The organism is Pseudomonas sp. Colony2 (assembly GCF_019382755.1).
In the GTDB taxonomy this organism is placed as follows: domain Bacteria; phylum Pseudomonadota; class Gammaproteobacteria; order Pseudomonadales; family Pseudomonadaceae; genus Aquipseudomonas.
The window spans coordinates 255986-280349 of sequence record NZ_CP080030.1; the positions used below are offsets into that span (position 1 = coordinate 255986).

The 24364-nt window shown below is 61.4% G+C and carries 22 protein-coding genes; 9 read left to right on the top strand and 13 right to left on the bottom strand.

Features of this window, described 5'->3' with window-relative positions; all coding sequences use genetic code 11:
• The first annotated feature begins 279 nt into the window (after positions 1 to 279).
• Positions 280 to 2241: a choline transporter BetT gene (gene betT / locus JV201_RS01110; RefSeq protein ID WP_003211865.1), complete on the top strand. Its 1962-nt coding sequence runs from the start codon at positions 280 to 282 to the stop codon at positions 2239 to 2241.
• 3 nt (positions 2242 to 2244) lie between these two features.
• Here the strand turns inward: betT and JV201_RS01115 are convergent, their stop codons facing one another.
• Together JV201_RS01115 and JV201_RS01120 are read right to left on the bottom strand one after the other, a co-directional pair.
• Positions 2245 to 2493, bottom strand: a complete 249-nt coding sequence (locus JV201_RS01115) for a hypothetical protein (protein ID WP_219406396.1) — start codon at positions 2491 to 2493, stop codon at positions 2245 to 2247.
• A gap of 177 nt (positions 2494 to 2670) precedes the next feature.
• Positions 2671 to 3402, bottom strand: coding sequence for an SDR family oxidoreductase (locus JV201_RS01120; RefSeq protein WP_134325543.1), 732 nt, complete (start codon positions 3400 to 3402; stop codon positions 2671 to 2673).
• Positions 3403 to 3521: 119 nt separating this feature from the next.
• On the opposite strand from JV201_RS01120, the gene JV201_RS01125 reads away from it, so the two are divergent.
• The 3 genes from JV201_RS01125 (at position 3522) to mgrA (ending at position 7049) form a co-directional block, all read left to right on the top strand.
• Positions 3522 to 4412 (top strand): LysR family transcriptional regulator, encoded by an 891-nt coding sequence (locus tag JV201_RS01125; RefSeq protein WP_219406397.1) that lies wholly within the window; start codon positions 3522 to 3524, stop codon positions 4410 to 4412.
• Between the two features lie 161 nt (positions 4413 to 4573).
• The gene (locus JV201_RS01130) at positions 4574 to 5902 is read left to right on the top strand and encodes an OprD family outer membrane porin (protein ID WP_080673292.1); all 1329 of its coding nucleotides are present in this window, start codon (positions 4574 to 4576) and stop codon (positions 5900 to 5902) included.
• A gap of 109 nt (positions 5903 to 6011) precedes the next feature.
• The gene (gene mgrA, locus JV201_RS01135; RefSeq protein WP_003211877.1) at positions 6012 to 7049 is read left to right on the top strand and encodes an L-glyceraldehyde 3-phosphate reductase; all 1038 of its coding nucleotides are present in this window, start codon (positions 6012 to 6014) and stop codon (positions 7047 to 7049) included.
• A gap of 147 nt (positions 7050 to 7196) precedes the next feature.
• Here the strand turns inward: mgrA and tauD are convergent, their stop codons facing one another.
• From tauD to JV201_RS01170, 7 genes are all read right to left on the bottom strand, one after another.
• Positions 7197 to 8033: a taurine dioxygenase gene (tauD, locus tag JV201_RS01140; RefSeq protein ID WP_003213162.1), complete on the bottom strand. Its 837-nt coding sequence runs from the start codon at positions 8031 to 8033 to the stop codon at positions 7197 to 7199.
• A 21-nt stretch (positions 8034 to 8054) separates the two neighbouring features.
• A complete protein-coding gene (tauC, locus tag JV201_RS01145; RefSeq protein ID WP_003213163.1) occupies positions 8055 to 8891 on the bottom strand; it encodes a taurine ABC transporter permease TauC in 837 nt (278 codons plus the stop codon).
• Positions 8888 to 9667, bottom strand: coding sequence for a taurine ABC transporter ATP-binding subunit (tauB, locus tag JV201_RS01150; protein WP_177045585.1), 780 nt, complete (start codon positions 9665 to 9667; stop codon positions 8888 to 8890). Before tauB ends, tauC begins: the two co-directional genes overlap by 4 nt.
• Positions 9668 to 9685: 18 nt before the next feature.
• The gene (gene tauA, locus JV201_RS01155) at positions 9686 to 10663 is read right to left on the bottom strand and encodes a taurine ABC transporter substrate-binding protein (protein ID WP_003213167.1); all 978 of its coding nucleotides are present in this window, start codon (positions 10661 to 10663) and stop codon (positions 9686 to 9688) included.
• A 246-nt stretch (positions 10664 to 10909) separates the two neighbouring features.
• Positions 10910 to 12493, bottom strand: a complete 1584-nt coding sequence (gshA, locus tag JV201_RS01160; protein WP_008435798.1) for a glutamate--cysteine ligase — start codon at positions 12491 to 12493, stop codon at positions 10910 to 10912.
• A 214-nt stretch (positions 12494 to 12707) separates the two neighbouring features.
• Positions 12708 to 13091, bottom strand: coding sequence for a PaaI family thioesterase (locus tag JV201_RS01165; protein ID WP_003213170.1), 384 nt, complete (start codon positions 13089 to 13091; stop codon positions 12708 to 12710).
• Entirely contained in the window at positions 13091 to 15415 is a 2325-nt protein-coding gene (locus tag JV201_RS01170; RefSeq protein WP_177040740.1) for a Tex family protein, read from the bottom strand. Before JV201_RS01170 ends, JV201_RS01165 begins: the two co-directional genes overlap by 1 nt.
• A gap of 357 nt (positions 15416 to 15772) precedes the next feature.
• Here JV201_RS01170 and ompR point away from each other — a divergent pair, with 357 nt between their 5' ends.
• Together ompR and JV201_RS01180 are read left to right on the top strand one after the other, a co-directional pair.
• A complete protein-coding gene (ompR, locus tag JV201_RS01175) occupies positions 15773 to 16513 on the top strand; it encodes a two-component system response regulator OmpR (protein WP_003213175.1) in 741 nt (246 codons plus the stop codon).
• Positions 16514 to 16629: 116 nt separating this feature from the next.
• A complete protein-coding gene (locus tag JV201_RS01180; protein WP_177049464.1) occupies positions 16630 to 17943 on the top strand; it encodes an ATP-binding protein in 1314 nt (437 codons plus the stop codon).
• Positions 17944 to 18067: 124 nt separating this feature from the next.
• Here JV201_RS01180 and rimK read toward each other — a convergent pair whose 3' ends face one another.
• Genes rimK through JV201_RS01195 form a run of 3 tightly spaced genes read right to left on the bottom strand, consistent with a single transcriptional unit; the run spans position 18068 to position 20248 of the window.
• Positions 18068 to 18973, bottom strand: coding sequence for a 30S ribosomal protein S6--L-glutamate ligase (gene rimK / locus JV201_RS01185; RefSeq protein ID WP_003213178.1), 906 nt, complete (start codon positions 18971 to 18973; stop codon positions 18068 to 18070).
• Positions 18970 to 19434, bottom strand: a complete 465-nt coding sequence (locus tag JV201_RS01190) for an ATP-dependent zinc protease (RefSeq protein WP_371132397.1) — start codon at positions 19432 to 19434, stop codon at positions 18970 to 18972. Before JV201_RS01190 ends, rimK begins: the two co-directional genes overlap by 4 nt.
• Before the next feature lie 34 nt (positions 19435 to 19468).
• On the bottom strand, positions 19469 to 20248 hold the full coding sequence (locus tag JV201_RS01195; protein WP_177028475.1) for an EAL domain-containing protein: 780 nt from the start codon (positions 20246 to 20248) through the stop codon (positions 19469 to 19471).
• Positions 20249 to 20364: 116 nt separating this feature from the next.
• On the opposite strand from JV201_RS01195, the gene JV201_RS01200 reads away from it, so the two are divergent.
• A complete protein-coding gene (locus JV201_RS01200) occupies positions 20365 to 20772 on the top strand; it encodes an RNA-binding S4 domain-containing protein (RefSeq protein WP_003213184.1) in 408 nt (135 codons plus the stop codon).
• 42 nt (positions 20773 to 20814) lie between these two features.
• Here the strand turns inward: JV201_RS01200 and JV201_RS01205 are convergent, their stop codons facing one another.
• Complete coding sequence (locus JV201_RS01205; RefSeq protein ID WP_219406398.1) at positions 20815 to 21615, bottom strand: phosphatase PAP2 family protein; 801 nt, start codon at positions 21613 to 21615, stop codon at positions 20815 to 20817.
• Positions 21616 to 21740: 125 nt separating this feature from the next.
• Here JV201_RS01205 and hslO point away from each other — a divergent pair, with 125 nt between their 5' ends.
• Both hslO and JV201_RS01215 read left to right on the top strand, forming a co-directional pair.
• Positions 21741 to 22643 carry an Hsp33 family molecular chaperone HslO gene (hslO, locus tag JV201_RS01210; protein ID WP_219406399.1) on the top strand — a complete coding sequence of 301 codons (903 nt, stop codon included), beginning with the start codon at positions 21741 to 21743 and terminating at the stop codon, positions 22641 to 22643.
• 179 nt (positions 22644 to 22822) lie between these two features.
• Entirely contained in the window at positions 22823 to 24364 is a 1542-nt protein-coding gene (locus tag JV201_RS01215) for a phosphoenolpyruvate carboxykinase (RefSeq protein WP_177009301.1), read from the top strand.

Sequence of the window (24364 nt, forward strand, 5' to 3'; positions counted from 1 at the left end):
GTATTTCACTCAGCAATCGCTGAACGTTTCGTCATCCCCATACGTCATACCTTTCCTTGAGCTAGTGTAGGAAACACCTACCACTCGGCCCTGCGATTAGTCCTCAAACCCCTATCCATGTTTAACTTGACTGTTCGTTCAAGTTAAATCGGTGGTTCGCTGCCCGCTCACAACAGGAGGCTTACCTTTGCTGAGTCCGTTTTTTACAGCCACATCCCATACCCTTGAGGTGCGCCCTACATGAGTGCATCGTCCACACCTTCCAGCGGTCTGGTCCGCATGAACCCGCCGGTGTTTTACTTCGCCGCGAGCTTCATCCTGCTGTTCGGCCTGACCGTCATCGCGATTCCCGAACAAGCCGGCGCCTGGCTGCTGGCCGCACAAAACTGGGCGGCCAACACGGTCGGCTGGTACTACATGCTGGCGATGACCCTGTATCTGGTCTTCGTGGTGGTCACCGCGTTATCGGGCTACGGCAAGATCAAACTCGGTGCCGACCACGACGAGCCCGAATTCAGTTACCTGTCCTGGGCCGGCATGCTGTTCGCCGCCGGGATCAGCATCACGCTGTTTTTCTTCTGCGTGTCCGAACCCCTGACTCACCTGGTGCAACCGCCCCAGGGCGAGGCCCTGAACGGTGACGCGGCGCGCCAGGCCATGCAGATCCTGTTTCTGCACTGGGGCCTGCATGGCTGGGGCGTGTTCGCCTTCGTCGGCATGGCCCTGGCGTACTTCGCCTACCGGCATAACCTGCCGCTGGCGTTGCGCTCGGCGCTGTATCCGCTGATCGGCAAGCGCATCAACGGCCCCATCGGTTATGCGGTGGACGGCTTCGGCATCATCGCCACGGTGTTCGGCCTCGGCGCCGACATGGGCTTTGGCGTGTTGCACCTCAACTCAGGGCTCGATTACCTGTTCGGCGTGGCCCACACCCAGTGGATCCAGGTCGGCCTCATCACCTTGATGATGGGCGCGGCGATCCTGGTGGCGGTCTCCGGTGTCGATAAAGGCGTGCGGGTGATGTCCGACATCAACATGCTGCTGGCCTGCGCGCTGCTGCTGTTCGTGTTGTTCGCCGGCCCTACCCAACACTTGCTCAACACCCTGATCCAGAACATCGGCGACTACCTCGGCGCCTTGCCGACCAAGAGTTTCGACCTCTACGCCTACGACAAACCGAGCGACTGGCTGGGCGGCTGGACCGTGTTCTATTGGGCCTGGTGGATCGCATGGTCGCCGTTCGTAGGCCTGTTTATCGCGCGCATTTCCCGCGGTCGTACCATCCGTGAATTCGTGTTCGGCGTGCTGTTGATCCCGCTGGGCTTCACCCTGGCGTGGATGTCGATCTTCGGCAACAGCGCCATCGACCAGGTGCTCAACCACGGCCTTACGGCGCTGGGACAGTCGGCCATTGATGACCCGTCGATGAGCCTCTACCTGCTGCTGGAAACCTACCCGTGGAGCAAGACGGTGATCGCGGTCACGGTGTTTATCAGCTTCGTGTTCTTCGTCACCTCGGCCGACTCCGGCACGGTGGTGCTCTCGACCTTGTCGGCCAAAGGCGGCAACGCCGATGAAGACGGGCCGAAGTGGCTGCGGGTGTTCTGGGGCGCGATGACCGCGTTGGTGACCAGCGCGCTGCTGTTTGCCGGCAGCATCGACTCGCTCAAGTCGGCCGTGGTCCTGACCTCGCTGCCGTTCTCGATGATCCTGCTGCTGATGATGTGGGGGCTGCACAAGGCGTTCTACCTTGAGTCGCAGAAGCAGATTGCGCAGATGCATTCCCTCGCGCCGGTATCGGGCTCACGCAAGGGCACGGGCGGTTGGCGCCAGCGCCTGAGCCAGGCGGTGCATTTCCCGTCACGGGATGAGGTGTACCGTTTCCTCGAGACCACGGTGCGCCCGGCCATCGAAGAAGTGACGGCGGTGTTTGTCGAAAAAGGCCTCAACGTGGTCACCCAGCCTGACCCGGCCAATGACAGCGTCAGCCTGGAGATCGGCCACGGCGAGCAGCACCCGTTTGTGTATCAGGTGCAGATGCGCGGCTATTTCACCCCGTCATTCGCACGGGGCGGCATGGGTTCCAAGCAGCTCAACAACCGCCGCTACTACCGGGCGGAAGTGCACTTGAGCGAGGGCAGTCAGGACTACGATCTGGTGGGCTACACCAAGGAGCAGATCATCAACGACATCCTCGACCAGTACGAACGGCACATGCAGTTCCTGCACCTGGTTCGTTAAGGCTCAGGCCCTGATAAACAGGGCCAGTGCCACCAACGGCGCACCGAATACCCCGCTGCCGATCACCAGCTCCGAGACCAGGTGCTGGCCGGCAGTGACCACGCCTACCGCGCCGTTCACCACCGACACCACCAGCCAGATCCCGACAAAGCTGTAGGCCAGAATGTGCCGGCTGACGCCCAGCTTTTGGCCGATGAACAGCATCAGCGCGAGGAGGATCAGGCCGCAGGTGATGACGAGGGCGGTGTGCATATCTGAAGTCTCCTGATACCCGCTGATTTTCCATGGACAGCAAACCTGTGGCGAGGGAGCTTGCTCCCGCTGGGCTGCGCAGCGGCCCCAAAAAAGATGGGAGCGCTGCGCACTCCAGCGGGAGCAAGCTCCCTCGCCACAATAGTAGTTTGCCGTTGAACGAGCGTTTGCCGGCCTTCAGACCAAACCACCATTGGCCCGCAGGATTTGCCCGTTCACCCAACCACCGGCCGGGCTCACCAGGAACGCCACCACGCTGGCGATATCTTCCGGTTGGCCCAGGCGTTCCAGCGGTGCCATCTTGGCCAGGCCCTGAATCTGCTCTTCGCTTTTGCCATGCAGGAACAGTTCGGTCGCCACCGGCCCCGGGGCAACGGCGTTGACGGTGATGCGCCGGCCGCGCATTTCCTTGGCGAACACCTGGGTCAGGGATTCCACCGCTGCCTTGCTGGCGATGTACACCGCATAACCGGGGAAGTTGAGGCCGACGGTGCTGCTGGAGAAATTGACGATGCGCCCGCCGTCGTTCAGGCGGGTGGCGGCTTCACGCAGGGCGTTGAAGGTGCCGCGGGTATGGATGTCGAAGTTCTGGTTGTAGAGCTCATCGCTGTGTTGGGCCAGCGGCAGCACCTTGAGGATCCCGGCGTTGTTGATCAGCACATCAACCTTGCCCAGCTGGGCTTCGGTCTCGTCGAACAGGCGCTTGACGTCGGCGGCGCTGGCCACGTCGCCCTGGATCGCTATGGCTTGGTGGCCGGCCTGGCGCAACTCCACTACCAGCCTTGACGCTTCGGTGGCGCTGTTGGCGTAGTTGATGGCGACGGCATAACCGTCGGCAGCCAGTTGTCTGGCAACCACGGCGCCGATGCCGCGAGAGGCGCCGGTAACGATAGCAACTTGGGTAGTCATGATCTGGTTTCCTTGGGGCAGTGGTTGGGTGTGGAGGCAGATTCACATGTTTACCCAGGCCGATAAATGCGCCAGAGTTGCCTTGACTGTTCAAGAATCGCCAACAATGGAGACGCGCCGTGGACCAGGTCAAAGCGATGAAAGTGTTCGTGAGGATTTACGAACGCAGCAGCTTCACGCTGGCGGCCGATGACCTGAACCTGCCGCGCGCCACCCTGACCCACACCCTCAACCAGTTCGAGGCCTGGCTCGGCACGCGCCTGCTGGAACGCAGCACCCGCCGCGTCCGCCCGACCCTCGATGGCGAGGCCTATTACCTGCGCTGTGTGCAACTGCTGGCGGAGCTGGAAGAGGCGGAACTGGCCTTCCGTTCGGTGGCCCCCAAGGGCCGCCTGCGGGTGGATTTGCACGGCACCCTGGCCAAGTACTTCGTGATCCCGGCGCTGCCGCAATTCATGGCGCGCTACCCGGAAATCGAGCTGTCCATCAGCGAGGCGGACCGCTTCGTCGACCTGATCGCCGAAGGCGTGGATTGTGTGCTGCGGGCGGGCACCCTGGGGGATTCGGCATTGATCGGTCGCCGGGTTGCGACGCTGCGCCAGGTGACCTGCGGGAGCCCGGCCTACCTGCGCAAATACGGCGAGCCGAAGCGCCTCGCCGACCTGGGCGAGCACCGTGCGGTGAACTATGTTTCACGCACCACCGCGAAGCTGTTCCCCTTCGAGTTCATGGTCGACGGCCAGGTGCAGGAAGTGACGATCGAGGGGGCACTGTCGGTGTTCGGCGCAGAGATTTATTCCGCCAGCGCAGTCGCCGGACTGGGCATTATCCAGTGCCCGCACTACCGCATCGCCGAGCTGATCAACCAGGGCGTGATGCAGGAAATCCTCATTGATACACCACCGCCGCCCATGCCGGTTTCGGTGCTCTACCCGCAAAACCGACACATGTCGCCGAGGGTGCGAGTGTTCGTCGATTGGCTCGCCGAAATCTTCGCCACTGCCCGCTAACCCGCGTCTTTACTGGGTTTCTTAAATTTAATTTCATCCGGGTAAAGGGTGTTTTGACTCCGAACTGTCACATGGCCATCGCCTAATTGTGTGAAGCGTTTGACGCTTTCATTTCAGAACAGTGACGGAGACCGGTACCAATGAAGACGTTATTAAGCCCCATGGTGGGTGCCGCCATGGCGAGCTTTATGCTGTCCGCCCACGCCGATTTTATCGATGACAGCCACGCCGACGTGACCCTGCTCAACCGCTACCTCAACCAGCAGGGGCGGGATGTGGTGAACAGCAATAACAAGGCCCACAGCATCCGTGATTGGGGCCAGGGTTTTGAGTTCAATTTCAAGTCCGGCTACACCGATGGGCCGGTGGGCTTTGGCCTGGACCTGCAGGCGTTCTACGGTTTGAAACTGGACTCCGGCGGCGACCTCAATGACAAGGATCACCAGGGCCGCTACCCCGGCAGCATGTTCCCGCTGGATAACGGCAAGTCGGCCGACCAGTTCGGCGTGCTCAGCCCGACCTTCAAGATGCGCTTCGCCCAGGATGAATTGCGCGTCGGTACGCTGTACGGCAACAACCCGGTGCTGGCCAACACCGACGGCCGCCTGTACCAGCAGACCAACACCGGCGTGCAGTTGGTTTCCAAGGACTTGACCGACTTCACCTTTACCGCCGGTGACATCCTCAAGACCAAGATCCGCAACGAAACCGGCGACCAGGGCATGATCACCGCCGGCGGCACCAAAGAGAGCGATCGCTTCCTCTACGGCGGCGCGGACTACAAAGGTTTGCCGGACACCACCGTCAGCCTGTGGTACTCCAACCTTGAGGATTACTACCAGCAGTTCTTCCTCGGTGCCAAGCGTCATGACGCCTTGCCTGTCGGCGCGATCGACACCGACGTGCGCCTGTACCGCAGCCTGGGTGTGGGTGAAAACGCCGCGGGCGACAAAGACTATTCGGCTGCGGGTCTCTACGGCGATGGCACCTCCAAGGGCCGCATCAACCAGTCCACCGTCAGCCTGTTGGAAAGCTACAGCCTGGACGGCCATACCGTCGGCCTGGGCATCCAGAAAAACAGCGGCGACAGCGACTTCCCGTACCTGGATTCCGGCCTGAACAGCGGTGCCAGCAACCAGGGCCCGGGCTCGGGCGCCGACACCCCGGCACTCACCAACATGCAACTGAACAAATTCCAGCATGCCGGCGAGCGCACCTGGCTGGCGCAGTACAAATATGACTTCGGCAAACTCGGCCTTAACGGCCTGACCTTCGCCACGTCCTACGCACACGGCGATGACATCCGCACCACCCAAGGCACTACCAGTGAATGGGAACGTAACGTCACCGTGGCTTACCAGGTGCCCACCGGCACCCTCAAAGGCCTCGGCGTAACCTGGCGAAATGCCCACGCCAGCCCGGATATCACCGGTGCCACGGTGCAAGATGAAAACCGCTTCTATGTAAGCTACGTCGTTCCACTCTGGTAGGACTTTGCTGTAAAAGGGATAGGCAGACTTAAGCGATTCAGCTGCTTAAAAGGCCCGGGAATATGCTTATTCCCGGGCCTTATTTGCCCCAAGTCCAAGAGAGGATTCGATGACTTACATTGCTGCCGAAAACCGCTATGAATCTATTCCTTACCGCCGCGTAGGTCGCAGCGGACTGGTGCTGCCGGCACTGTCCCTGGGGCTGTGGCACAACTTTGGCGACAGCACCCCGATCGATACCCAGCGCGCCTTGCTGCGCACCGCGTTCGACCTGGGTATCAACCACTTCGACCTGGCCAACAACTACGGCCCTCCATACGGCAGCGCCGAGATCAACTTCGGTCGTTTGCTGCGGGAAGACTTCAAGCATTACCGCGACGAACTGATCATCTCCAGCAAGGCGGGCTGGGACATGTGGCCGGGCCCTTATGGCCAGGGCGGCGGTTCGCGCAAGTACGTGCTGGCGAGCCTCGACCAGAGCCTGCAACGCCTGGGCGTCGACTATGTGGACATCTTCTACTCCCACCGTTTTGATGCCGACACCCCGCTGGAAGAAACCGCCAGCGCACTGGCCACCGCCGTGCAACAGGGCAAGGCGTTGTACATCGGGATCTCGTCCTACTCCGGCGTGAAAACCCGGGAAATTGCGGCGCTGCTCCAGGAGTGGAAAGTCCCGCTGCTGATCCACCAGCCGGCCTACAACCTGCTCAACCGCTGGGTGGAAAAAGACCTGCTGGACGTCACCGAAGAACTCGGTGCCGGGGTGATCGCGTTCACGCCATTGGCCCAGGGCCTGCTGACCGACAAATACCTCAACGGCGTACCGGCGGATGCGCGGGTCAATCGTCCGGGGGGTGGTTCGTTGCAGGCCAAGCACTTGTCCGAGGCCAACATCGCCCACGCCCGCGCGCTGAATGAAATTGCCAAGCGCCGTGGCCAGAGCCTGGCGCAGATGGCGTTGGCGTGGACGTTGCGTGATCCACGGGTCACCAGCGCCCTGATCGGCGCGAGCCGGCCGGAGCAGATCATTGAAAACGTCGGTGCGTTGCAGAACCTGAGCTTCAGCGCGCAGGAACTGGCGGAGATTGATCGGTTTGCCCAGGAAGGCGGGATTAACCTGTGGGAGAAGCCGTCTACGGCTGAATAAGCAGTAGAGCCCGATTCCTGCATCAACCTCTACCCAATGTGGGAGCGGGCTTGCTCGCGAAAGCGGAGTGTCAGTCACTGGATATGTCGACTGATTCACCGCTTTCGCGAGCAAGCCCGCTCCCACATTTGATTTGTGGTGTGCCTGCTAGAACGGCACATCTCCAAGAATCGTCGCCCGATGCATCACCCGCCGCTGCGGCCGGTAATCATCCACCGCGTAATGCTGGGTCACGCGGTTATCCCAGAACGCCACGTCATTTTCCTGCCAACGCCAGCGAATGGTGAATTCCGGCCGTGTTGCATGGGCAAACAGCAGCTTCAACACCACGTCGCTTTCCGCCGGCTCCAGTTCGTTGATCTTGCTGGTGAACCCCTCGCTGACGAACAGCGATTTACGCCCGCTCACCGGGTGCGTACGAATCACCGGGTGAGACAGCGGCGGGTTCTTGCGCCGGGCTTCTTCCCAGCGCGCCAAATCTTCCGGCGTGTTGCCGTAACGCTCCAGCGGGAAGGAGCGGGTGAAGTCATGGGTTGCCGTCAAACCGTCCAACAGCTTCTTGAACGGCTCGGACAACGCCTCATACGCGGCAATCCCGCTGGCCCACAACGTATCGCCACCAAACTCCGGCAGCAGCTTGGCGCTCAGTACCGCACCGAGGGCCGGGGTCGGSAGGAAGGTCACATCGGTGTGCCAGATGGCGTTGTCGCGSACRTCGGTCACGGCGGTGTCGAGGATCAGCACTTCAGGCTGCTCCGGCACGTTGGGGTAGATCGGGTGAATGTGCAGGTCGCCGAAATTCGCCGCGAACCGCGCCTGTTGCTGCGGGTTGATCGGCTGGTTGCGGAAGAACAGCACCGAATGCTTGAGCAGCGCCTGTTCGATGGCGTCGCGGTCTTCAATGTTCAACGGTTGGGTGATGTCGACGCCACTGATCTGGGCGCCAAGGGCGGTGCTGAGAGGTGTTACGGTCAGGCTGCTCATGGGATTCTCGTCGAAAATTTTTCAGTGTGCCTGGCCATGCCACGGCACCAATTTGCGCTGCAGGGCACGCAAGCCCATTTCCATGGCGAAGGCGATCAGCGCGATCACCAGAATCCCCAGCACCACCACGTCGGTGACCAGGAATTGCGCGGCGGACTGCACCATGAAGCCCAGGCCGCTGGTGGCCGCGATCAATTCTGCGGCTACCAGGGTCGACCAACCCACGCCCAGGCCAATTCGCACGCCGGTGAGGATGTCGGGCAGGGCGCTCGGCAGGATCACATGGCGAATCAGTTGTGCCCGGGTAGCGCCCAACGACTGCGCAGCGCGCAGTTTGGCCGGGTCGACGGTACGTACGCCGGTGGCGGTCGCGATGGCAATCGGCGCAAAAATCGCCAGGTAGATCAGCAGTACTTTGGACAGCTCGCCGATGCCGCACCAGATCACGATCAGCGGCAGGTAGGCCAGTGGTGGAATCGGCCGGTAGAACTCGATCAGCGGGTCGAGAATGCCCCGGGCGATGCGGTTGGAGCCGATGGCAATCCCCACCGGCACGGCGGTCAGCACGGCAAAGCCGAGGCCCAGGCCGATGCGCTTGAGGCTCGCGCCCAGGTGCTGCCACAGGGTGGAATCCATATAGCCGGTGGTCGCCAGCAGCCAGCCTTTTTGCAGCACGGCCGAAGGCGGTGGCAGGAACAGCGGCTCGATCAGCCCGCTGGCGGTCACGGCCCACCAGATGGCAACCAGGGTCACCAGGGTCAGCACGCTGATCCAGCGGGTGCTCAGGCTGCGGCGTACGGGCACGACGGGTTTGCTCGCCGGCTTGGTGGCCGTGGCCGGTAATTCGTAACTGCTCATGCGGACACCTGCCTTTGCGAGAACACCTTGCCCAGCACGTGTTCGCGGGTTTCGATAAAGCGCGGGTCGGACTTGATCGCGCGTGCCGACTCACCGGCGGCGTAGCGCTGGCCGAAGTCCAGGCTCAGGCGCTCGACGATCTGGCCGGGGTTGGGCGCCAGCAGAATCAAATCCGTGGCGAGGAACACCGCTTCTTCGATGTCGTGGGTAATCAGGAATACCGGTTTGGCCGTGCGCCGCCAGACTTGCAGCAACAGCTCCTGCATCTGTTCGCGGGTGAAGGCATCAAGGGCGCCGAAGGGTTCGTCCATCAGCAGTACGCGGGGGTCGGCAGCCAATGCACGGGCCAGTCCGACACGTTGCTTCTGGCCACCGGAGAGTTGCCAGATACGGCGGCGGTCGAAACCGGCGAGGTCCACCAGGGCGAGCATTTCCCGGGCGCGGATTTCCCGCTGGTCCTTGGGCACGCCTGCCAACTCCAGGCCGAAGCCGACGTTGGCCAGCACGTCCTGCCAGGGCAGCAGGGCGTCGTCCTGGAACACCACGCCGCGTTCGGCGCTCGGCCCCTTTACCGGCACACCGTCAAGGGTGATGCGCCCGGCGCTGGGTTCGACAAAGCCGGCAATCAGGTTCAATAGCGAAGTCTTGCCACTGCCGGAAGGGCCGAGGGCCACCAGCAATTGCTGGGGCCCAAGGCTCAGGGAAATATCTGCCAGTACTGGCTCCGGGCTGCCTGGGTACTGTGCGCTGATGCGCTCCAGTTGTAGCAAGGCCATCGCGGTTAACTCCTGGTATCAGTTAGTGATGAACTTCGGGCTGACGTACGGGGCGTAGTCCGGCAGTACGGCGTCGACCTTGCCTTGTTCCTTGAGGAACGCGGCGGTATCGGTGACAGCCTTGGTGGTCGGTGCGCCGAGCAGGGTGACCTGGTCAGCCGCCAGCGGGTAGACGTTGCCTTGCAGCAGCAGCGGAATGTCGCTGGCCTTGGCCCCGGAGAGCTTCACCAGTTTGTCGACGTTGCCTTTGTCAGCCAGCCAGGCTTGTGGGTCTTTGCGGTAAGCGGCATAGGCATCCAGGGTGACCTTGGCAAAAGCCGTGACGATTTCCGGGTGCTTCTCGGCGAAATCCTTACGCACGATCCAGGCATCGAAGGTCGGCGCGCCGAACTTGGCCAGTTCGCCGGAGGTGATCAGCACCTTGCCGTTTTCCTTGGCTACGCCAAGCGCTGGGTCCCACACGTAGGTGGCGTCGATATCACCACGTTTCCAGGCGGCGATGATGGCCGGCGGGGCGAGGTTGAGGATGGTCACTTTGGACGGGTCGATGTTCCAGTGCTTCAACGCGGCCAGCAGGCTGTAGTGGCCGGTGGAAACGAACGGCACGGCGACTTTCTTGCCGATCAGGTCCTGCGGGCTGTTGATCCCGGAACCGTTGCGGGCCACCAGGGCCTCGGCCCCGCCGATCTGGGTGGCGATCAGGAAGGTTTCCACCGGAACCTTGCGGGTCACGGCAGCGGTCAGCGGGCTGGAACCGAGGTAGCCGATCTGCACGTCACCGGAAGCGATGGCGGCGATGATGTCGGCACCGTTGTCGAATTTGCGCCAGTCGATCTTGGCGTTGGTGGCTTTTTCGTACGCGCCGTCGGCCTGAGCGACTTTCGCCGGGTCAACGGTGGTCTGGTAAGCGATGGTCACGTCGGCGGCCTGGGCAAACAGGCTGGCACCGGCCAGGGACAACGCCGCCAAGAGGCGAAGGGGGAAGTGCAGTTTCAAGGGGGAAGTCCTCATCAGGCGGCCGGAGGTCGGCGTGTGAGAAGACTAAATGATCTAAGAATCCGAAAATAAATAACATTTTCGAATTAGCTTATGAGGAGAAACTCGCGCGCCAGGCTAGAAGGCGCATAGGTCAAATGTGGGAGCGGGCTTGCTCGCGAAAGCGGTGAATCAGTCACCGAATACATCGACTGATACAACGCTTTCGCGAGCAAGCCCGCTCCCACAGGGGTCTGTGTCAGGCTTTTAGTTGCTGATGGCGAGGATGCTCGCCTGGTACGACCCGACAAACACGTCAAAATCACCCACTTCGTTCTGCTCAAGCTCCGCCTGCTGCGCCAGCGAACTGCGCGCCAGCTCCTCAAAACGTGCCTGTTCCTCTGCCTTCAACGGCTCGCTGCGGAAGTACTCCGCATGCACCTGGCTCTGATGCAGCGAGAACTGCGCAAAGCTCTCTTTACGCTCGCTCATCGCCGCCAGCACCTGGGCCGACGGGGTCAGGGACGAATCCTTGACCTTCGCCAGCTGCGCGTCCAGCGCCTGGCTGTGTTCATTGATGCCCTGGCTCTGGTCCAGCATCGCCGCCAGCGGAGCAATCTGCTCCAGCAGCTCTGCCGCCCATTCCTTCATGTCCACCGATTCGCCACGGCGCTGCAATTGCAAGCCCGGACGGCGGCCTTCCTTGACCACGCTGAGGAAGTTGGAGGTGGCGTTGCCGCACTCATTGTCGGCGAACAGCGGGCTGTCATTCAGCGCGCAATACAGCAGGAACGCATCGAGGAAGCGCGACTCTTGCAAGTCGATGCCCATCGGCAGGAACGGGTTGATGTCCAGGCAGCGCACTTCAATGTACTGGATGCCACGGGCCATCAGCGCCTGGATCGGCCGTTCGCCGGTGTAGGTCACGCGCTTGGGCCGGATGTTGGAGTAGTACTCGTTTTCGATCTGCAGGATGTTGGTGTTGAGCTGAACCCACTCACCGTCCTTATGGGTGCCGACTTCGACGTACGGTGCGTAGGGTGTTGCCACAGCTTCGCGCAGGCTGTCGGTGTAGCTCGCCAGGTCGTTGTAGCACGGCGTCAGGCCGGCCTGGGCGTTGCTCTGGTAACCCAGGTCGCTCATGCGCAGGCTGGTGGCGTACGGCAGGTACAGGGTGTCGGCGTCCAGCACTTCGAGCTGGTGCGAGCGACCGCGCAGGAAACCCGCGTCCAGGGCCGGCGAGGCGCCGAACAGGTACATCAGCAGCCAGCTGTAGCGGCGGAAGTTACGGATCAGCGCGATATAGGCCGTGGACTGGTAATCCCGGTCGGTGCCCACAAAGCCTTCGGCTTCCTTGAGCAACGGCCAGAGGTCTTCCGGCAGGGAAAAGTTGTAGTGGATCCCGGCGATGCACTGCATGGTCTTGCCGTACCGCAGGGCCAGGCCCTTGCGATACACGTACTTGAGCTGTCCGATGTTGGAGGTGCCGTAGTAGGCAATCGGAATATCTTCCTCGGCCGGCAACGGGCACGGCATCGATGGACTCCACAGGTACTCGCTGCCGAGCTTGCTGTAGGCAAAACGGTGGATCTTGTCGAGGCTGCTCAGGGTATCGGCCGGGTTGGGCAACGCCGGCGTGATGAATTCAAGCAGCGACTCGGAATAGTCGGTGGTGATCTGTTCGTGGGTCAGTGCAGCGCCCAGGGCCTCGGGATGCGGCGTTTGTGCCAGTCGGCCTTCACCGGTGACGCGCAGGCATTCGCGCTCGATGCCGTGCAGGCATTGCTCGAGCAAAGAGAGGTGTTCGTGCTTGCCGAGCAGGGCCAGGCGGCGGTTGAGAAGTTCGCTCAAGTTGGATTCCTTCACGCGTCAGTCGCCCCAATATGGGGGTGGTCAGGACGGTCTACAAGGGTGAAGTGGAAACTGGCGTTATCGCCTGGTTTTTGAGCCGGATTGACCCACTCTGAAAGAGCCGCCCTCGTCCCTGAATCTGGCTATCGCGCACGAGGAAAAGTTCGGCGCAACTTTCGAAGCGCCGAAATTAACTCAAATCGATGACAGGGAGCTATAGGACAGCGAAGGTGCCTTGTGCTTTTGCGACCAGTTTTTCGTCCTGGTACACGTCCGCCTCGACCACCAGCGTGCGCCGACCCGGGTGAATCACCCGGGCGGTGCACAGCACATCGCCGTCGGAAACGGCGCGGATGTAGTTGATCTTGCATTCGATGGTCGCGCTCTGCTGGTCGAAACCATGGGAGCTGGAACACGCCAGCCCCATGGCAATGTCCACCAGGCTGAAGATCGCCCCGCCATGGAGCTTGCCAGCGCGGTTGCGCAACTGCGGTTCCAGGGTCAAGGCCACCTCGGCAACACCGGTTTCCAGGCGCTGCAGGCGGCAGCCAATGAGTTCGCTGAACGCGCTGTGGGTCAAGCCGGCTGGCAGTTCCATTAACGTTTCTTCAGTTGTTTGGCGTTGGCGAACAGCGAAGCCATGGCGTTGTTGGCCGGGGCTGGCGCAGCGGTTTCCTTGCGGGGGGCGGCGCCTTGGGACTGGCGTGGCGCCGAGCCCGGGCGTGCGCCGCGGGCACCGTCGATTTTCTCGCCCGGGGTGTCGCTCATGCGCATCGACAGGCCGACGCGTTTGCGCGGGATGTCGACTTCCATGACCTTGACCTTGACCACATCACCGGCTTTCACCGCTTCACGCGGGTCCTTGATGAACTTCTCCGAAAGCGCAGAGATGTGCACCAAACCGTCCTGATGCACGCCGATATCCACAAACGCGCCGAAGTTGGTCACGTTGGTCACCACGCCTTCGAGGATCATCCCCAGTTGCAGGTCCTTGAGGTCTTCGACGCCTTCCTGGAACTCGGCGGTCTTGAACTCGGGACGCGGGTCGCGGCCAGGTTTTTCCAGCTCTTGCAGGATGTCGGTGATGGTCGGCACGCCGAAGGTTTCGTCGGTGTACTTCTTCGGGTCCAGGCGCTTGAGGAACGCGGCGTCGCCGATCAGCGAGCGGATGTCGCGGTCGGTTTCGGCGGCGATGCGTTGTACCAGCGGGTAGGCTTCCGGGTGGACAGCCGAGGAGTCCAGCGGGTTGTCACCGTTCATGACGCGCAGGAAGCCGGCGGCTTGCTCGAAGGTTTTTTCGCCAAGGCGTGCGACTTTTTTCAGTGCTGCACGGGTCTTGAACGCACCGTTTTCGTCGCGGTGGGTCACGATGTTCTGCGCCAGGGTGGCGTTGAGGCCGGAGATTCGGGCCAGCAGCGCAACCGAGGCGGTGTTCACGTCCACGCCGACCTTGTTCACGCAGTCTTCCACTACCGCATCCAGGCCGCGAGCCAGTTTCAGTTGCGATACGTCGTGCTGGTACTGGCCGACGCCGATGGATTTCGGATCGATCTTCACCAGCTCGGCCAGTGGGTCCTGCAGGCGGCGAGCGATGGACACTGCGCCACGGATCGACACGTCGAGGTCCGGGAATTCCTTGGAAGCCAGTTCAGACGCGGAGTACACCGAAGCGCCGGCCTCGGAGACCATCACCTTGGTCATCTGCATGCCTGGGTATTTTTTGATCAGCTCGGCGGCCAGCTTGTCGGTTTCACGGCTGGCGGTGCCGTTGCCGATGGCAATTAGGTCCACCGAGTGCTTGGCGCACAGGGCGGCCAGGATGGCGATGGTCTGGTCCCACTTGTTGTGCGGCACGTGGGGGTAAACCGTGGCGTGATCCAGCAGCTTGCCGGTGGCGTCGACCACGGCAACCTTGCAGCCGGTGCGCAGGCCCGGGTCGAGGCCCAGGGTCGCGCGTGGGCCGGCGGGTGCGGCCAGCAGCAGGTCGTGCAGGTTGTGGGCGAATACGCTGATGGCTTCGGTTTCGGCGCCGTCGCGCAACTCGCCCAGCAGGTCGGTTTCGAGGTGGGTGTAGAGCTTGACCTTCCAGGTCCAGCGCACGACCTCACTGAGCCACTTGTCCGCAGGACGATTCTGATTCTGGATGCCGAACTGTTGACCGATCATGCCTTCGCACGGGTGCATGGTGCCTGGCAGCTCGTCGCCGACTTTCAGCGCGGAGCTCAGGATGCCTTCGTTGCGGCCGCGGAAAATCGCCAGTGCACGGTGGGACGGCATGCTTTTCAGCGGCTCGTCGTGTTCGAAGTAATCGCGGAACTTGGCGCCTTCCTCTTCCTTGCCGGCGATCACGCGGGCACTCAGGGTGGCTTCCTGCTTCAGGTAGTTGCGCAGTTTTTCCAGCAGGTTGGCGTCTTCGGCGAAGCGCTCCATGAGGATGTACTTGGCGCCTTCGAGGGCGGCCTTGACGTCGGCCACGCCTTTTTCGGCATCGACAAAGCGTGCAGCTTCGGTTTCCGGGGCCAGGGACGGGTCGTTGAACAGACCGTCGGCCAGCTCGCCGAGGCCGGCTTCCAGGGCGATCTGGCCCTTGGTGCGGCGCTTCTGCTTGTACGGGAGGTACAAGTCTTCGAGGCGGGTCTTGGTGTCGGCGAGCTTGATGTCGCGTTCCAGCTGCGGGGTCAGCTTGCCTTGTTCTTCAATGCTGGCGAGGATGCTGATACGCCGTTCGTCGAGTTCTCGCAGGTAGCGCAGGCGCTCTTCCAGATGCCGCAACTGGATATCATCGAGGCTGCCGGTGACTTCTTTACGGTAACGGGCGATGAAGGGCACTGTGGAGCCTTCATCCAGTAGAGCGACGGCCGCTTCGACCTGTTGTGGGCGTACGCCGAGTTCCTCGGCGATGCGGCTGTTGATGCTGTCCATAAAACCACCTGAAATTCTGAAAGCAGGCTCGCAGGCCCGGAAAACAAGGCTCGCGAGGCTGGTTGAGCGGCCCGTCTGGCGCCGCTGCCTGGGTCAAGAGGCAGCCTATTGACCCTCGAAATCGAAAAAATCACTACAAGCGGGTGAAAAAAATCCCCTGGCAGTAAACGGTAACGAACTGACGTTGCCCTGCACAAAGGCGCCGCATTATAACCAGCGTTCTGCCCTTGGGGGGATTGCCGCCAAGGTTGTAGGGCGCGGGTTCGCTGGCGGTAGAGGAAAAATCTGCTAACAATGCACACGGTGCGTATAACGGCAGCTACGCCATAATGCGCGCCGAGATAAGAGGAGCATCTAATGAGCAGCACTGCACAAACTGCTGAAGGCGAAAAAATTCTCATCGTTGATGACGATCCGGGGCTGAGCAGCCTGCTGGAGCGTTTCTTCAACTCCAAGGGCTACCGTGCCCGCGCGGTGCCAAACACCGAACAGATGGACCGCCTGTTGGGACGTGAAGTCTTCAACCTGGTGGTGCTGGACCTGATGCTGCCCGGCGAAGACGGCCTGACCGCCTGCAAACGCCTGCGCGGCGCCAACAATCAGATCCCGATCATCATGCTGACCGCCAAGGGCGATGAGCTGAGCCGCATCAAGGGCCTGGAACTGGGCGCCGACGATTACCTGGCCAAGCCGTTCAACCCGGACGAGCTGATGGCACGGGTCAAGGCCGTACTGCGTCGCCAGGCCGCCCCGGTACCGGGCGCTCCAGGCAGCGAAGACGAAAGCGTGACCTTCGGCGACTACGAGTTGTCGCTGGCCACCCGTGAGCTCAAGCGTGGCGATGAAGTGCACATGCTGACCACCGGCGAATTCGCCGTGCTCAAGGCACTGGTGATGAACGCTCGCCAGCCGCTGACCCGCGACAAGCTGATGAACCTGGCCCGTGGCCGTGAGTGGGACGCCCTCGAGCGCTCCATCGACGTACAGATCTCCCGTCTGCGCCGGATGATCGAGCCCGATCCATCCAAGCCGCGTTATATCCAGACGGTGTGGGGTGTGGGTTACGTGTTTGTGCCGGATGGCACTGCAACCAAGTGACCGATGATTTGCAGAGGCGGGCGTGCCGGTGATGACTCGATAAGAGTCAGCCGGTTGCCCGGCGTTTGCAATTCTGCGAGCCTCGCTCGCTCCTGCAAGGTGTCCAGCTGTCTTTTATGAAAACCCCGTTGTGGTTCCCGCAGAGTTTCTTCTCACGCACCCTTTGGCTGGTGCTCATCGTCGTACTGTTTTCCAAGGCCCTGACACTGGTTTATCTGTTGATGAACGAAGACGTGCTGGTCGACCGGCAGTACAGCCACGGTGTCGCGCTGACCTTGCGCGCCTACTGGGCCGCAGACCCCGAGAACCGCGAGAAGATCGCCAAGGCCGCTACCCTGGTCCGGGTCGCGGGCGCGGGCGTGCCCGAGGGCGAGCAACATTGGCCCTACAGCGAAATCTACCAGCGCCAGATGCAGGCCGAACTGGGTGACGACACCGAGGTGCGGCTGCGCATGCATGTGTCGCCGGCGCTGTGGGTGCGAGCGCCGAGCCTGGGGGAGGACTGGCTGAAAGTGCCGCTGTATCCGCATCCGTTGCGGGGGCAGAAGATCTGGAACGTGCTGGGCTGGTTCCTGGCGATTGGCTTGCTTTCCACCGCGTCTGCCTGGATTTTCGTGCGCCAGCTCAACCAGCCGCTCAAGCGCCTGGTGTTTGCGGCACGCCAGCTGGGCCAGGGCCGCAGTGTGCGCCTGCCCATCAGCGATACGCCGAGTGAAATGACCGAGGTGTACAGCGCGTTCAACCAGATGGCCGAGGATGTCGAACAGGCGGGGCGCGAGCGCGAGCTGATGCTGGCGGGGGTGTCCCATGACCTGCGCACGCCGCTGACGCGTCTGCGGCTTTCCCTGGAACTGATGGGTAACCACACCGACCTTACCGACGACATGGTTCGAGACATCGAGGACATGGACGCGATTCTCGACCAGTTCCTGGCGTTTATCCGCGATGGCCGGGACGAGGTGGTGGAAGAGGTCGACCTGACGGACCTGGTTCGCGAGGTGGTTGCGCCCTACAACCAGAATGGCGAGCAGGTGCGCATGCGCCTGGAGCCGATCCAGCCGTTCGCGTTGCGTCGGGTTTCGATGAAGCGCCTGCTGAATAACCTGATTGGTAACGCGCTGCATCACGCTGGTTCCGATGTGGAAGTGGCAGCCTACGTTTCCGGGGATACCAGTGCGCCTTACGTGGTGCTGAGTGTCATGGACCGTGGGGCCGGCATCGATCCGGCGGAACTGGAAGGTATCTTCAACCCGTTCACCCGCGGCGACCGTGCCCGGGGTGGCAAAGGCACGGGCCTGGGGCTGGCGATTGTGCGGCGGATTGCTTCGATGCATGGCGGCAATGTCGAATTGCGCAACCGGCCGGATGGCGGCCTGGAAGCGCGAGTGCGCTTGCCGTTGGGGCTGATGTTGCCCAGGGACGCGGTCTAAATGTGGGAGCGGGCTTGCTCGCGAAGGCGGTGGGTCAGTCCATAGAAATGTCGACTGATCCACCGCCTTCGCGAGCAAGCCCGCTCCCACACTGGTTTTGCGGTGCTTTATAGGTTGGGTGTATTCAGCCCTTGCCTTTGGTGCGCGTCATATTCGGCCCACCACTCTTCTCCAGATGCTGAATGATGATCCCCGCCACATCCTTGCCGGTGGTGGTCTCAATTCCTTCCAGGCCCGGTGACGAGTTCACCTCCATCACCAGCGGCCCGTGGTTGGAGCGCAATATATCCACACCCGCCACGCTCAACCCCATGACCTTGGCTGCCCGCAGTGCGGTCATGCGTTCTTCCGGGGTGATCTTGATCAGGCTGGCACTGCCGCCACGGTGCAGGTTGGACCGAAACTCACCCGGCTTGGCCTGGCGCTTCATCGCGGCAATCACCTTGTCGCCCACCACGAAGCAGCGGATATCCGCACCGCCGGCTTCCTTGATGTACTCCTGCACCATGATGTTCTGCTTGAGGCCCATGAACGCCTCGATCACCGACTCGGCCGCAGTCGCGGTTTCACACAGCACCACGCCGATGCCCTGGGTACCTTCCAGCACCTTGATCACCAGCGGCGCGCCGTTGACCATCTCGATCAGGTCGGGAATGTCATCCGGGGAGTGCGCAAAGCCGGTGACCGGCAAGCCAATGCCACGGCGCGACAGCAACTGCAGCGAGCGCAGCTTGTCCCGCGAACGGGCGATAGCCACCGATTCATTGAGGGGAGACACCCCCATCATTTCAAACTGGCGCAGTACCGCGCAGCCATAGAACGTCACCGAAGCACCGATACGCGGGATCACCGCATCGAAGCCTTCCAGCGGTTTGCCCCGGTAGTGGATCTGCGGCTTATGACTGGCAATGTTCATATAAGCGCGCAACGTATCGATCACCACCATCTCATGGCCACGTTCGGTGCCGGCCTCGACCAGGCGACGGGTGGAATACAGACGCGGGTTACGCGACAGCACAGCGATCTTCATGCAGCACCTGTGGCAGAGGTAGTAGAGACCGGGAACACCGGCTTGTCTTGAACGTATTTGACGCCGGGACTGACCACCAGTTGGCCGTCAATCAGGGCCTTGGAGCCCAGCAACAGGCGGTAACGCATGGCCTTGCGGCAGGCGAGGGTGAATTCCACCCGCCATACCCGATCGCCCAGGGCCAGGGTGGTGCTGATCACATACCGCACCTGGGCCTGGCCGTTGGAGCTTTTAATGGTTTTCATCGCCACCAGCGGTGCTTCGCAGCGCCGGTGACGCAGTTGCACCACGCTGCCCAGGTGCGCGGTGAAGCGCACCCACTTTGCACCGTCGCGCTCAAATGGCTCGATCTCGGTGGCATGCAGGCTTGAGGTACTGGCGCCGGTGTCGATCTTGGCGCGCAGGCCTGCCACTCCCAAGTCGGGAAGTGCCACCCACTCACGCAGACCCACAACGGTCAAATGGTCAAATGTCTTCAATATGAATAACCGGCAATTAATTCGCCCAGGCGGCGGGTGATACCTCGGCCAGGGCTTTGAATGCAGGCTTGGCGAACCAGTAGCCCTGCATCAGAAATATTCCACAGTCGGCGAGAAAGTCCCGCTCGCCGGCACTTTCGATGCCCTCGGCGATGACAGTAACGCCCAACTGCTCACAGATTGTGACAATCCCCCGGACGATCACCTGACGGACACGATCACGGTCGACATCGCGGATCAGCGCCATGTCGAGTTTGATCAGGTCAGGTTGGAAATCGGCCAGCAGATTCAGCCCCGAATAGCCCGCCCCGAAATCGTCGATGGCGGTCTTGAAGCCGAATTCGCGGTATTCACGCAGAATATTCGTCAAATGGCGATAGTTATCTACATGCTCGCTTTCCAGGGTCTCGAAAATCAGCCGATCCAACGGAAAATTATGCGCGCGGGCCGCCTCCAGGGTGCTGCGGATGCACAGTTCTGGTCGATAGACCGCATTGGGCATGAAGTTGATTGAAAGGTGCGTCTGCATGTTGAGTGTCGAAGCGGTGGCGATCGCGCGGGTGCGGCATTGCTGGTCGAAACGGTAGCGATTGCTGTCGTTGACCTGATCCAGCACCGACAGCGCGCCCTCACCATTCACGCCGCGCACCAAGGCTTCATGGGCAAAAATCGACTGGTCCCGCAGGTCCACGATAGGCTGATACGCAAAGGCAAACTCAAAGCCCAGCGGCTCACTTTGCTGGCAGCCCGCACAGGCTTGTTTGGGCGAGGTCAGTGAAATGGGAAAGTCGGTCACACGTTAACCTCGCGAAAACAGGATGCTACCTGGCGTATCTTAGGTGAGCTCAAGGGTTTATGCGTTGAAGGGTTTCAACGGTAAAGTTGCGACATTTTTCAGAGCGAGGAATTCAAGTGGCTCAGAAGCAGGAAGAGGAAGAAAAAGTCCGTTTGGACAAGTGGTTGTGGGCGGCGCGTTTCTTCAAGACCCGTGCCTTGGCCAAGGCGGCGATCGAGAGTGGCAAGGTGCATTGGCGCGGCGAGCGTTGCAAGCCCGGCAAGGAGCCGCGCATCGGCGATGAGTTTCAGATCCGTGCCGGGTTTGATGAGCGAACCGTCGTAGTCCAGGCCCTTTCAATTGTGCGAAGGGGCGCTCCCGAGGCGCAGGCGTTGTATACCGAGACCGAAGCCAGCATCGCCAAACGCGAAAACGCGGCGGCCATGCGCAAGGCGGGGTCCCTGGGCATGACCACCGACGGCAAGCCAAGCAAGAAACAGCGGCGCGACCTGTTCAAGTTCCGCGGCAGTGGCAATGATGATTAATCGGCAGACCGCAGGAGCCAGGTCGGCTCCTGCTATTTCAACTCAAACGCTGCGAATCACGCTCAAGCGATTAACCAGCGGTACTCGCCGAAACAACTCAAACACCGGGCCCGTCACTCGCACCAGCCCCCGCGAAACCTTCGCTGCAAAGGGCGTGTAGTAACCCCAGCCCAACGCCAACAGCGCCAGCAACACCCCACCGATATAATCGTCCTGCCCCCAATGCGCACCGGCCACCAGCCGCGGCATCATGAACAGCAGCGCCAAGCCCCAGATCACCAGCACTTGCCCGATCCGCTTGGCAAACACGGTCATGAACATGCCCCAGATCAGCAATACCGATGCATGATCCCCCGGGAAGCTCTGGCTGGAGCGGTCCTTCAACTCCCATGTCTTCTCCAGGCCTGGGAAATAGTCGCTCATCTGAATCGCGCCGCTGATCACCATCGACGGGCTATGGTGTTGCCAGCCCATTTGCGCCGCCAGCTTGGAAAACAGCATGCGGATAAACAGCAACAGCAGCAGAATGCCCAGGAAGCCGAAAAACGCCTGGCGCACTTCAATCGCCTTGAACACCCAGTCGCCACGGACCAACAGCGTCAGCAGAATCACCCCGACCACCGCGTCAAACGGCCGCAAACTGGCCACCGCCCACACATGCAGCCACGCCGAGCTGCTTGCCAGCGGGTCATTGAGCAGATGAAACAGCCACTCGTCGAAAACCGTGCAGAGCGCCTGGCCCGCCGGCCAGAGCCAGAAACACAACAGCCCCACAGCGAGTAAATTGCACAGGGCCAATCGCCCGAGGTCCCACCTGGCTTGGAACAAACCCGGATTGTTCATAAACTGTTTCCTCTTTGCTTTAAAGCGCTTCGTTTTCCCGCAGAAGGCCGCACCAAAACGGTGCTAAAGCGTGTAATTCTATAAACCTTGTCATCTTTTTGTCATCAATTCAGATACCCAGACCTATGACTGATCTACCGGATACCGACTTCACCCAACGCTTCATCTTCGACGACAGCGACGCCCGCGGCGAACTGGTCGCCCTGGAGCGCAGCTATGCCGAAGTCCTCGCCAAGCACCCCTATCCGGAGCCGGTCGCGCAATTGCTCGGCGAACTGATGGCGGCTGCCTCGCTGCTGGTGGGCACCCTGAAATTCGATGGTTTGCTGATCCTGCAGGCCCGTTCCGAAGGCCCGATCCCGCTGCTGATGATCGAATGCTCCAGCGAGCGCGAAATCCGTGGGCTGGCCCGCTACGACGCGGACCGCATCGCCGCCGATGCGACCCTGGCTGACCTGATGCCAGACGGCGTGCTGGCCCTGACCGTCGACCCGACGGTAGGCCGGCGTTACCAGGGTATCGTCGACCTCGACGGCGAAACCCTGTCCGACTGCTTCACCAATTATTTCGTGATGTCCCAGCAAGTGGGCACCCGCTTCTGGCTCAACGCCGACGGCAAGCGCGCCCGTGGCCTGCTGCTGCAACAACTGCCGGCCGACCGCATCAAGGACGAAGAAGACCGCGCCGACAGCTGGGCCCACATCACCGCCCTGGCCGGCACCCTGAAAGCCGAAGAGTTGCTGGGCCTGGATAACGAAACCATCCTGCACCGCCTCTACCACGAAGAGGCCGTGCGCCTGTTCGACGTGCAGTCCCTGCGCTTCCACTGCAGCTGCTCCCGCGAGCGCTCGGCCACTGCCCTGGTCAGCCTGGGCCTGGAAGATGCGCAGGACCTGGTGGTGGAACACGGTGGCAACATCGAGATCGACTGCCAGTTCTGTAACCAGCGCTACCTGTTCGACGCCGCCGATATTGCTCAATTATTCGCCGGCGCGGGCGTAGACACCCCTTCAGGCACCCGCCACTAAAACGTTTAAGCACAGGTAAATCACCTGACAAACGCCGGATTTCCGCCGTTCTGACCGGAGGGCCCTACTCTTTTTGGGCTTTTCTGGCATAATCCGGCCCACTTTTTTCGCGGTAGTAGTGCGCAACTTTCTACTACAAAACGTTTGGAGCACTCGGCCACTGGCCGACGGGGAACCTCATGACGCAAGCCAATAACGCCGTATACACCGATCTGAGTGTTGACGATCTGGTCAAAGAAGCCCTGCAGCGCGGTGAAGGCGTGCTTGCCGATACCGGTGCGCTGGTCGTAGAAACCGGTCATCGTACCGGCCGTTCGCCAGTCGACCGCTTCATCGTTGAAGAGCCTTCCACCCAGGCTGCCATTGCCTGGGGCCCGATCAACCGCAAGTTCCCGGCCGACAAGTTCGATGCCCTGTGGGCTCGCGTTGAGGCATTCAACAACGCGCAAGAGCATTTCGTTTCCCACGTTCACGTAGGGGCTGCAGAAGACCACTACCTGGCCGTGAAAATGACCACCCAGACTGCCTGGCAGAACCTGTTCGGTCGTTGCCTGTTCATCAACCCGGCCCAGTACAACCCGGCCGGTCGTGACGAGTGGCAAGTGCTCAACGTGGCCAACTTCGAGTGCGTGCCAGAGCGTGACGGCACCAACTCCGACGGTTGCGTGATCCTCAACTTCGCCCAGAAAAAAGTCCTGATCGCCGGCATGCGTTACGCCGGTGAGATGAAAAAAGCCATGTTCTCGGTGCAGAACTTCCTGCTGCCGGCCTCCGACGTGCTGCCGATGCACTGCGCAGCCAACATCGGCGAAGCCGGCGACGTGACCCTGTTCTTCGGTCTGTCGGGCACCGGTAAAACCACCCTGTCCGCCGACGAAAGCCGCTACCTGATCGGCGACGACGAACACGGCTGGGGCGAAGGTGTGGTGTTCAACATCGAAGGCGGTTGCTATGCCAAGTGCATCGACCTGTCCGAGAAGAACGAGCCGGTGATCTGGAAAGCCATCAAGCACGGCACCGTGCTCGAAAACGTGGTGATCGACGATGCCAAGCACGCCGACTACACCAACGTCAGCCTGACCCAGAACAGCCGCGCCGCCTACCCGCTGGAGCACGTGGCCAAGCGTTCCGAGAAAAACCTCGGTGGCGAGCCAAACGCTGTGATCTTCCTGACCTGCGACCTGACCGGCGTACTGCCGCCCGTGTCGATCCTCAGCGAAGAACAAGCGGCCTACCACTTCCTGTCCGGCTACACCGCTCTGGTGGGCTCGACCGAAATGGGTTCGGGCGGCGGCATCAAGTCGACCTTCTCCACCTGCTTCGGCGCGCCATTCTTCCCACGCCCGGCTGGTGAATACGCAGAACTGCTGATCAAGCGCGTGCGTGGCTTCGGCTCCAAGGTCTACCTGGTCAACACCGGCTGGACCGGCGGCGGCTACGGCGTTGGCAAGCGCTTCAACATCCCGACCACCCGTGGCGTGATTGCAGCGATCCAGAGCGGTGCGTTGATTGGTGCCGAGACCGAGCACCTGGATACCATCAACCTGGACGTGCCATTGGCCGTACCGGGCGTCGAGACTGGCCTGTTGAACCCACGTAACACCTGGGCTGACAAGGCTGCCTACGATGAAGCGGCGAAAGCGCTGGCGGGTCTGTTCATCGAGAACTTCAAGAAGTTTGAAGTGAGCGATGCGATCAAGGCTGCGGGTCCGAAGTTGTAA